At 27.9% G+C, this 10746-nt stretch carries 11 protein-coding genes; all 11 read right to left on the bottom strand.

Annotated features, from left to right (window positions below):
- On the bottom strand, positions 1–344 hold a 344-nt coding region (locus ACRDBA_RS01605; protein WP_438571195.1), incomplete at its 3' end, for a hypothetical protein.
- 131 nt (positions 345–475) lie between these two features.
- The gene (locus tag ACRDBA_RS01600) at positions 476–940 is read right to left on the bottom strand and encodes a hypothetical protein (protein ID WP_438571194.1); all 465 of its coding nucleotides are present in this window, start codon (positions 938–940) and stop codon (positions 476–478) included.
- 165 nt (positions 941–1105) lie between these two features.
- Positions 1106–2311 (bottom strand): DNA sulfur modification protein DndB, encoded by a 1206-nt coding sequence (locus ACRDBA_RS01595; protein ID WP_438571193.1) that lies wholly within the window; start codon positions 2309–2311, stop codon positions 1106–1108.
- 275 nt (positions 2312–2586) lie between these two features.
- Complete coding sequence (locus ACRDBA_RS01590; RefSeq protein WP_438571192.1) at positions 2587–3243, bottom strand: RloB family protein; 657 nt, start codon at positions 3241–3243, stop codon at positions 2587–2589.
- The gene (locus ACRDBA_RS01585; protein WP_438571191.1) at positions 3236–4474 is read right to left on the bottom strand and encodes an AAA family ATPase; all 1239 of its coding nucleotides are present in this window, start codon (positions 4472–4474) and stop codon (positions 3236–3238) included. Before ACRDBA_RS01585 ends, ACRDBA_RS01590 begins: the two co-directional genes overlap by 8 nt.
- A gap of 231 nt (positions 4475–4705) precedes the next feature.
- Positions 4706–5389 carry a hypothetical protein gene (locus ACRDBA_RS01580; protein ID WP_438571190.1) on the bottom strand — a complete coding sequence of 228 codons (684 nt, stop codon included), beginning with the start codon at positions 5387–5389 and terminating at the stop codon, positions 4706–4708.
- The gene (locus ACRDBA_RS01575) at positions 5382–6248 is read right to left on the bottom strand and encodes a hypothetical protein (RefSeq protein WP_438571189.1); all 867 of its coding nucleotides are present in this window, start codon (positions 6246–6248) and stop codon (positions 5382–5384) included. Before ACRDBA_RS01575 ends, ACRDBA_RS01580 begins: the two co-directional genes overlap by 8 nt.
- A 1-nt stretch (position 6249) precedes the next feature.
- Positions 6250–7419: an NlpC/P60 family protein gene (locus ACRDBA_RS01570; protein WP_438571188.1), complete on the bottom strand. Its 1170-nt coding sequence runs from the start codon at positions 7417–7419 to the stop codon at positions 6250–6252.
- 13 nt (positions 7420–7432) lie between these two features.
- The gene (locus ACRDBA_RS01565; protein WP_438571187.1) at positions 7433–8110 is read right to left on the bottom strand and encodes a hypothetical protein; all 678 of its coding nucleotides are present in this window, start codon (positions 8108–8110) and stop codon (positions 7433–7435) included.
- A 1-nt stretch (position 8111) separates the two neighbouring features.
- Positions 8112–10001, bottom strand: coding sequence for a VirB4 family type IV secretion system protein (locus tag ACRDBA_RS01560; protein WP_438571186.1), 1890 nt, complete (start codon positions 9999–10001; stop codon positions 8112–8114).
- A gap of 13 nt (positions 10002–10014) precedes the next feature.
- Positions 10015–10701 carry a hypothetical protein gene (locus tag ACRDBA_RS01555; RefSeq protein WP_438571185.1) on the bottom strand — a complete coding sequence of 229 codons (687 nt, stop codon included), beginning with the start codon at positions 10699–10701 and terminating at the stop codon, positions 10015–10017.
- Between the last annotated feature and the right edge of the window lie 45 nt (positions 10702–10746).

Genomic DNA, 10746 nt, shown 5'->3' with positions numbered 1-10746 from the left:
ATATTAATATTAGTTGAATCATCTTCATATAATCCATCAAATACTCCTAAGTTATAGAGCATTTGTGGTAATTTAGAATTCTTTTCATCACTATCCATCAGAAGTATAATTCTATTCGCTAACTGACTTTTAAATATATAATCTATTTCTGAAAATAAAATAGCCTGTCCATCCAATGTACTATTAATAATCAAAACATCATATTGCTTTTCTTTTAACAATTTAAATGTATCTAACTTATTATTCGTAACATCAATGTCCAAGCTTTCTTTGTAATTCTTTTTATATAATTTAGAAATTTGCTTGCTGGAATTTATGTAATTTAAAGCAAATAATACTCTCATAATTCCACCCCACATTAAATATTGCCAATCACTATTGATTAGCCAACGAGTAAAATTATATCACGTATTCTACTATAATAAAACGTGAGTTTAACTGGTTTTATAGCTACTTTATTCCAATGAATTTTTATCTAATTTTTAAAAATTTTAAATAAATTTATTTTACTATTTTTTTCTTTTCTTTGTTCTTCTTTATTTACTATAGGATCTGATACTATGGCATAATAATCTTTTGCTTCTTCCATAGTTCTTTCATTATTCAGAATATGAATTATATAATCTGTATCTACATCATCTTCAAATACACCATTATATATTTCATTATTTATAAGCTCAGTTAATAATCTACTATCCCTATACTGTTCCCCTATTATTAATATAGAATTACTATTAGCCATGTCAAATATCTTTATTATATCTCTAAGCTGCAAATCTTCTTCTAAACCTTGGCTTAATATAATTGTATTTTTCTCACTTTCAAGTTCCTCTATTAAAGCAAATTTATAATATACTCTATGAATATCACAATTAGCTTCTATTAGCTCTTCATATGTCTCATTATTATTTACTAATTCCACAGCATATAAAATTCTCACGATGTCCTCCTAAATAACTTTATATTATAGTTTTTCCTAAATTCATTATTTAATTATTAATAATCAAACTTTTGTTAATCTAAAATAGACAGAGCATACAATGTGTATGCTCTGTCCTCCTAAGTTATTAACTTAAATTTAATTTTTACATCATTTAATCTATAACTAATATAACTCATAATTACTAACATATGATGGAATTATTATTTTAGATAATGTTTTAGTTATATCCGTTAAGCTCGATTGTGTTAAACTCAACGTTCCTTTAGATGTTAATACTGCACTTCTTAATACTGGATTCTCTCTACTCCAGTCATAGTTTATTATATCATTTAAGCATTTTAATATACTATCTTGATCACGCTCGTATTTGAATATATTACCAATTACTCTGCCTAATATTAAAAGTCCTGCTCCACTAGTTATAATAGATTTTTCTCTTACTTTAAGAATCCTACTTTCATCTAATATACACGATTTAATTATTTGGTTTTCCTTCAATAATTCTAATGTTAACTCTGATCTAAATCTAACTTCATCCATTAATTCATTATCAGCTTTTATTTTATTTGAAAAACTTTGAATACTAGTTTTAGATTGTGAACTATGTCCATTAATTTCCACTATTAAATTTCTAATATTATTAATTGTATAAATGTCTTTAGAATTTTTTGATATACTAGTTGATATTAAATCAGTTTTATCTTTTAAATACTCGAATTTGTCTAATAAATCCATTATTATATTACTTAACGCATCTCTTGAATTAAATAAAGTATTTATAGATGCTGTAGTAATCTTTCCATTTTGATTTACATCTACAAAATCTTGTCTTATTTTCTTCGTTCTAGTTTCATATACTATATTTAATACAATAAATGAATCTTTAAGTACATCTGGATATTCTTCTGCTAACTCTATTATTGCAGCTGTTCTATGATTTCCATCTAAACATTCAAACTTTTCGCCCATAGGCACAAATGCCATTCCAGAAATAGATCCTCTCATTTTTAAAAGCTCTTCTGTTGTATAATTCAAATCTGACTCATCATATATAGTTCCGTTAAAAGGCATAGGCTTATCAGAAACCAAAGTAATAGGTGGCATAATAAATTCTTCTTCATCTAAAATGTACTTTTTAATTTCATTTTTATGCTTTGAATCCAAAAATCTATTTTTTATATCTTTTGGAATTGGTTCGTTTTTTTTTCTTACTTTACTTATTTTAACAAAGCTACTTAATGATATTAATGGTACCGTAATTGTTACCCATTCCCTATCAGCACTTAAATATTTCATTGCTGGTAACATTAATGATGGTGTTGAGCAGCCTGTTATAACAGGTTTTATAGGTTTTATAGTATTATTCATGATTTAATCAACCTTTCTTTTGTTTTTCTCGCACTATAACTATATATAACAAAACGTATTACGTCAAGTTTTAAACGTATTTTTTCACTTACTTACATTTTACGTTTGTTTATAATTCTTTTACTTGCAATATAATATTTTATAAGATGAAAGTAGCCTTAGGCATATATATTAGTTGCCTAAGGCTACATCTATCTCTTATTTATGATACAGTTCTCCGTAACAATGATAAATGAGGTTTTTTTCTATAATAAAGTTTATACCTAGGTATCTTATCATCTAATATAATCCATCAATTCTTTTACTAAAATATCAACCGTTGTTCCAGGGTTCATATTAGATGCATTCTGTTCACTTTGTCTGTGATAATATTTGCGTAACTTTTCACTTCTCATTATTGCCATATCTACTTTATCTAACATAACATCAAAAATATTTGATATATTTTTATTATATATCCCATTATTAATATTATTATTTTTAAAATGATTATTTAAATTACTTAAATATTGATTTCTTTTTATACCTACACTTAAATCTTGAAAATGTAACAATAACCATAGCTCAAAACTTTCATTAGACCATGCTACTTCAATATTATTTTCTTTAGCTAACTTAATTGCCACATCAAAATCTGAATTATCATCTTTGTCAAATACAACCCATACTTTACTAAAATTCTCTCTATTTTTTCTTTTTATAGCTTCATTTACTAGTACACTTGTGCTACGTCCCTTACCTTCTACTTTTATTGGATAGTTTTCTTGAATCTCTCTATTTCTATATCTATTATTAATAATTTTCTTCATATTCTCAAAATAATTCACTTCTGTTTCAGTACCCTCTGTAATTATTAAACATGTTTCAGGACGTTGATCTCTAACACTAATTTTTCTTGATTTTCTTATTCCCTCTCGTCCTAACTTACTCATATTTTTTATCCTCACTGATATAAAATGAATTTAATATAGGGATTGCTCCATATTTTCCTGATAAGTAATCCTTATTATAACTAGCATCATTCCTTACTTTTTTATCACCAACTTTATATTCTGATAATGAATATAAAGTTGCAACTGAATTTATATCCTTTTCTACAAACCATATCTGGTCTCTTCTAAATATATCTTTATTAAGTGTAAAGTCATCATGTGCTGTATAAATTAATTGTGCTCCATTTTCATTAGTTTCTTCACTATGAAACATACTTAGTATATATTTCATTAGTAATGGGTGTAATTTTGCATCTAGTTCATCTATAAATATTGGCATTCCTAATTCAATTGAATGTTTAAATAAACTATATAATGCAAACATTTTTTGTGTTCCACTAGACTCTTCATAAAATGGAATTGCAACTAATTCACTACTATCCTCAACATTATGATAAGAATATATCCTATATCTATTTTTTTCTCCCTCTATATTTATTTTTTCAACTTTTATATCTACTATATTAATATCTATTGCATTCAAAAATCTTACCAGTTCTTTTTGATATTTTCTATCTTCGATTATAGAGGATACTCCTCTTGTTATAAGACCTTCTATTTCACAATCTCCCATGTCAACAATAGTTGTATTACTAAACCATTCCATAACATCTTTAACATATGGAATTTTAGCATTAGAACAAATTGATAAAAACAATGTATTATCCTCTGTAATTAATGCTAAACTCTTAGCATCCTTTAATTGGGTTGAACACTCTATTTGTTTACCAACTCTCTCAAATAAACTCTTATACTTAGCTGTTTTTTTGCTCCTAAAATCTCTTTTGTATAACCATTCTTCTAATACCTTTTTATTATCTATTTTAAACCCATATTGATATTCATCATTCTTATATTTAATAAAAACCTCAAACTCTGCTGGTTCTAATTTTGAGCTTTTATCAAAAGCATATCTCTTTAATGGTATATCTATATTACTAGTTGAATATTTAAATGAATTTAATATAAAACTATTCATAAAACCAAAAGCCTCAATAACTGTACTTTTACCACTTGCATTTGCTCCATATATTGCTGCAATTTTAAGTATTTTTTCACTTCCCATATCTATTAAATTATATTGATGCTCTTTTAATGATGTAGCTGTCATATCTAATGATGTTTCATATTTAAAGCCCTTATAATTTCTAAAATTAAATTGAATAAGCATTTTTCTCACCTCTTAATTATATTGTATTATATAAAACTTAAATTGTGAACTTTTTTGAGATATTTTCTCACAATTATATTCTTGACAATATTTTTATATCTTATTCATTACTATTATTGTTCTTACTTATGATACGCTATTTCTACTTATACAAATAGCCTTAGGCAAGTCATATCAATACCTAAGGCTATAAACCTCATTTACTTATGGTATGGTTCATTCTTTATTATTCTAAATAATAACTCTAATTATTATTGGAATTATATTTAGAAGTATTAATAATATAAAGCTAAACTTAACTAAATATCTCCCCTGAAGCTTAAATCCCAAATCATTTTTACTTACTATTAGTTTAGTTACTCCTACATAAGCAAGGATAGCTGATATTATAAAACTATTTTTCTGAAGAAACAACACAATATTATTAACTCTATCTGTAAATGATACTTGGAATATTAAACTCTTATCTCCCTGAATGTACATCATAATCAGAGGTATATTTATATATAATAGGAATACTAATGATATCCCTATTAATGAGATAATCCCTCTTTTTCTCTTACCTAAATCTCTACTACCGAATATACCTAGATATATTAACATCACTAAAATATACAATGCATATATAGATATAATAACATTTCTACCATCTATAGTTATAGTCTTAACCCATTTCATAATTACACTACCTAAATCAATAGCATGGCCATTACTATAACTATTTATTTCTTCATACTGATTAGTATAAAAGTCTGGTAACATCTGCTTTTCATCAATGCTTTCATTTAACTGCTTGTTTTGTTCTATTATTTTTTCCTCTAATGATACTGCACTTACACTTATAGTACTAATGAAAGAGAATCCTAATACTAAAAATAATATTACATATATCTTCTTACTATTAATCTTACTCATTTATATTACCTGTTAAGTAATCCGATTTTTTAATTTCTAATTTACTTATCTTCTCTTCTGACCTACTTATAAGTTGAGCTAACTCATTATTCTTTGACTCTAAGCTGTTAATAGCTGATATATTACTATTTATAGTGCTTTCAGTATTGGCAAGCTCTGTATCTATTTGATATTTCTTTTCTTCTTCTAGTTTTTTATTCTTATCTATTATAGTTTCTATTGCTAATTTATTCTCTTGAATTAGGTTCTCATACTCTGATATTTGAGTTTCAATACCTGAAATCTCTCTATCAACAATTTCTACATAATACTCTTTATCACTTTTTTGTACTAATGAATTATCACTATTAACATCTTCAATATTAGAGTAGAATTTGAATGGTCCTACTGCTTCATTCTCTTCGTTATTTGGATCATCTAAATATACTTGTAATGATAAATATGACCACCTTTTGTTATGTGTTGTAATAACTACATATTCATTGTCAGTAACTTTAATAGCTGTTACTGGAATTAATGCTCCTGGATCTGCTTTACTCCTTAACTCAAATCTCGGTTTTAAATCCCTATTGATATTTTTATCTTCAACTTTAACATTGAATTTTATAAATCCATTAGTTGAATTGTACTCTCTATCCTGTAATGAAATGTTGATTGTATCATATGATAAAGGAGTATTTAATACTGTGCTTATATCACTACTTGTACTATTAAATAGCATGTTTGAGGATAAGAAAAATAATAATCCTCCACTAAAAATAATAGTAAATGCCATATACTTAAATCTGCTATTTCTTTTTATTATATATAGTAAATCCTCTAGTTTTTCTTTAAATAATTCTAATTTGTTATCATTCATTCTACTCACTCCCCTCTGGAACTACTCTTGTGGCTGCATAGAATATTGGCTTCCAATAACTATTAAACTCAGCTATTACAACACCTCTACCAACTGCACAGTGCAAAAATTGATTATTTCCTATATACATCCCCATATGGCTGTTTGTTCCCTCTGTATTAAAGAATACTAAGTCTCCTGCTATCATCTCATCAAAGGCAACTCTTTTACCCATATTTATCATTGTATATGTCGTTGCTGATTCTACAGGACCTAATTCAAGACCTGCTTGCTTATACATGAAGTGTATTGAACTAGAGCAATCGAAAACCCCTCTATTAATATCATTCTGATTTCTTCCTCCACCGTATACGTAAGTTGTTTTTCCTATCATACTCTTACCTACTTGTATAGCTCGTCCTATTACTCCATCTACATCAATTGCAATTCCACCTTTTCTAAATTCCATAGCTGTTTCATATACTCTATTAGGATAATTAGAATGGGCATTATCTAAATCAACTGTCATTCCATCACCTTGTCCATAATTATATACTGCGAATAATCTCCTTAATGACTCCCTTAATACTGGATTATCTTCATCTGCATCCCAAGGGAATAACTTCATATTTTCAACGTTGAATGGTTGAATTGTATCTACTATTCCACAAGCTTTAAGCGCATAATTACCTTTTTCCATTAATGAAAATGATCCAGCAAGTATTTGCATTTTACTATCTTTAAGAAATATATCCCATGCTTCTTCACTATTTGAATAGCTATAGCCTGCTTCTTTAAACCATTGATCTAAGCCTTTATTTAAATAATAATCCCAGTTACTAGCTCCATCATTTTCATATTTTCTAAATTGCATCAATCCATATGCTCCTGCTGAACTAACTACATCCATCCTAAATGATGATTCATGCTTACACACAGCAGCTAAAACCCAATTGGGTATTCCTGATACTTGAGAAGCATAATTAAAGTCTTCAATATATTGAGCAGGAACCTTTCCTTCTAAGTTTCCAACTCCACCAATAGCAGTGTTTTTATTAGTTGTAACAGCCATAGTAGCAACCATTATAAGCATTAAAATTAATACTACTGGTCCACTTGTTCCTATACTCCATAAGGCATATTTACCTACCTTTTTTACTAATGTAATTTCAGTTGAACTTGTAGCTTCCATTATTCAACCTCCATTATTTAGCGTAGTAATCTACTACTTTAAATTCATTATCTATTTTTTCAACGCCAACTACATATTCTGTATTGCCTTTACTTGCAATAATGTCTCTGTTATCAATCCAATTCCAATATACAATTACGCTATAATATAATCTTCCTTCATCAATTACATATTCAAATGAATCTGACTCAATATTCTCTAATTGCATTTCCTTAATATTCTCTTTAGCACCTGGCCATGAGAATGGCTCTATCATGTCTCTAACAAAGCAGTCCTTAGCTGCATACTTCTTAGCTTTATTTACATGTTTATCTGGATTACTACTCTCATATAAGGCAATCCCTTGAGCAAAATTTTCAGCTACATTTTTTGATTGAATAAGTTCTTCAAATGAAAAATGGTCATTCCACCAATATTCTTTTATCCATTCAATATTATTAATCTCTAATGTTTCTCTATCAGTAGTTCCTTGAATAATAGAGGACTTATATCCATCCTCTATTTTTACTATCTTATCAATGCTTGTTTCTTCTTCTTCATTACTATAATCAGAAGTGTTATTATTACTTTCAATATTTGGTTTATTATCTTCCTTCTTACTATCAGCTCTATTACTAAAGAAGTTAAATCCTAATCCAAATATAAAAGCTAATAAAGCTACTCCTAACCCTATTGCAAATTTCTTATTCATATTATGCTCCACCTTCAAATAGCTTTAACTCTTCATTTGTTGCATCTATCTTGAATGTAAGATTTCTATCCCCATTTATAGCCATTACACATTCACCTTTTCTTAGGAATGGAATTAGCTCTATTTCAGATATTGTAATCTGATTTGAGAATATTTCAGCGATAGCTTTTTTAGCATTATTATCTTGTTGTAATATAAATTTGTATTGAGATAACTCAAATAGTGTTTTTAGCTTACTTAACTCCTCCGTAGAGCAACTTTCTGGCACAACATCTCTTATACTCTGTGTGGCTAATATAAGCCCTGAGAAGTACTTTCTTGCTTCTCTCTCATACCTAATTAAGTAATCAACTGCTATCATATTGTCAGTATTAACAAACTTATGCGCTTCATCTAATATAAGTAAATACTTTTTAGCTTCATCAAAAGTTTTAATTCCACTTTCAAACATCTTTTTTTCTCTAATTCCTTGCTGTAATGCATTATTCCAAAGCATTGTAAGTATATTAAAGGTCTGAGCTTCAAATATTCTCTTATCAAATTGAGTTAAGTTTTTAACCTCAAAACTTACGATTTGCTCTTTATCCATATTTTCTATTGAGCTATGTCCATTGAATAAAGCTCCATAATCTCTTACAATTCCCTCAACATTTAAAATAATATGTTCTAATCTTTCTTGCCTTGATTGAGTTAAATTATCTCTTACAATAGTAAATTCATCATCTGAATATAATTGTTTCTTAGCATATTCAACTAGTTCCTCCATAATAGGATACTGAAGAGTATTATATGTAGTAGCCTTATTTCTTTCTATTCCATAGTCTGTATAGAAATCCGATAATACCTTTTCAAACTCTCTTATTTCAGCTTGTTCACTGTTTGGTGATATAAATTGATATATCATACTAACCTTAGATAAATGAAGCATGAATGAATTTTCTTCATTAACCTTATTAGTTGTTTCATCAATTACAGTCGCAAATATTTGAAGTGGATTGATTATCCCATCACTCCCATCTAGAGCAACTACTTTACCACCAAGCGTTGTAACTAAAGTCTTGAATTCTCCAGCTATATCTAAAACTCTAATTGTGTTATTTACTATTGCATTATTAACTAAAAGTTTCTTTAAGAAGGTAGACTTACCACTTCCCATCATTCCTACTACAAGAGCATTATAAGACTTCCTAATCTCATTTCTTGTAAATAAGTCAAATAATACATTGCCACCTGTTCTTGTAGTTCCTATATAGATACCTGTTGGATCTGTTAATTCAGAATAGTGGAATGGATATCCTCCCCCTAAAGCAAATGATGGAATTTGTTTTCCTTGCCTATTCGGTAGTTCTTTAGATTGCTCTGTAGCACCCTTAAATAAAGCTTTCCACTCATATTCTTGCTCATTAAGGAATACTGAACCTCTAAATCCTTCATTAGTTAGATTTTCAACTATATGCTTAACCCTATCTTCTAACTCCTTAGAAGTCCTAGCTGATACATATAATCTGATTGTAACTAACTTTATTACTTCATCTGATTGAGTTATTTCTTCAACTAAATCAGTTAAATTTCTTGATTCAGCAGCTGCATTAATTTTATCTACATTATCATTTATGTGATAATATCTATCAGCTTGTTCTCTTATTGATTTATTAAGCTTATCAAGAGATACTTTCCTGTCTTCTGTAGCTATATCTACAGTAGCTACTACATCTTCATATGATAAAATACTCTCTAGCCAAAAATTATCTACATAAGTAGGTAAATCATATATTTGAATACAAGCTTCGTATCCATCACCTTTAACTACTTGTCTATCCTCAAACTTTATCCCGCCAACAGGCTGTATTTTTTTAATCAGATATGGATTATAATTAATTTCTTTAGCCATTCGTAAAGCCCCCCTAGTTCAACTTAGTATTGAAATTATTCAACTTAAATAATATTTTCAACTTCTTTTCTAACTCAATTTCTTCAACCTTGAATGCAACATTTTGATTTATATATAAAACTCTTTCTCTATCCTCAATTTCTTCTTTATTACTAGCAAAAATCATGATGTAAAACTCTTTATCGAATCTATTTTGTTCTAAAAATATTAACTCATCTAACTTTCTTTGTAAGAACTTCTTAGCTATTGGATTAGTTGTTACTTTAAGATTCTTTTCAATGTGCATTTGCTGTGTTGTTGTATTAACAGGAAAGTTCATACTAAGTATCTTGAAGTCTTCTGAATAAGCTCTCAAAAAACTAATAAAGCTATATATATGCCTTTGTATATCACTCTCCGATAATGCATGTACGTCTTTAGTTTTAATTTGATATAGATCCATGTATCCATACTTCATAATGAATCTATCGTCTTCATCAATATCAACAAAATCCATAACATCCTTTGTATAAACTGAGATACTTCTATCAGTCTTTTTAAGATTTTTCTGTTCTTCTTTTAATCTCTTTTTTTCTTCCTTAGCCTTTAATTTTTCTTCTTTACTTAACTTAACTTTTTCCTTCTTTTGTTTTTCTTCTCGCTCCTTAACCTTTTCTTTGCTAGGCCTAATACTTATATCTTCAAGTTTCTTAAATCCCATTTTTCCTTTGCCCCCTATTTTATTTATAATTTCTGAGTAATTTTC

This window comes from Clostridium sp. (assembly GCF_051654825.1).
Lineage (GTDB): Bacteria > Bacillota > Clostridia > Clostridiales > Clostridiaceae > Clostridium.
Note: the sequence above shows the minus strand (reverse complement) of the source record. Positions and strands in the feature narration are given on the sequence as shown.

Coding starts and splice junctions, on each gene's coding strand:
- ACRDBA_RS01585 (WP_438571191.1), bottom strand. CDS start 4,474: ATGCTTATTCAATTTAATTTTAGAAATTATAAGGGCTTTAAATATGAA.
- ACRDBA_RS01580 (WP_438571190.1), bottom strand. CDS start 5,389: ATGAGTAAGATTAATAGTAAGAAGATATATGTAATATTATTTTTAGTA.
- ACRDBA_RS01565 (WP_438571187.1), bottom strand. CDS start 8,110: ATGAATAAGAAATTTGCAATAGGGTTAGGAGTAGCTTTATTAGCTTTT.
- ACRDBA_RS01570 (WP_438571188.1), bottom strand. CDS start 7,419: ATGGAAGCTACAAGTTCAACTGAAATTACATTAGTAAAAAAGGTAGGT.
- ACRDBA_RS01560 (WP_438571186.1), bottom strand. CDS start 10,001: ATGGCTAAAGAAATTAATTATAATCCATATCTGATTAAAAAAATACAG.
- ACRDBA_RS01575 (WP_438571189.1), bottom strand. CDS start 6,248: ATGAATGATAACAAATTAGAATTATTTAAAGAAAAACTAGAGGATTTA.
- ACRDBA_RS01595 (WP_438571193.1), bottom strand. CDS start 2,311: ATGAATAATACTATAAAACCTATAAAACCTGTTATAACAGGCTGCTCA.
- ACRDBA_RS01590 (WP_438571192.1), bottom strand. CDS start 3,243: ATGAGTAAGTTAGGACGAGAGGGAATAAGAAAATCAAGAAAAATTAGT.
- ACRDBA_RS01555 (WP_438571185.1), bottom strand. CDS start 10,701: ATGGGATTTAAGAAACTTGAAGATATAAGTATTAGGCCTAGCAAAGAA.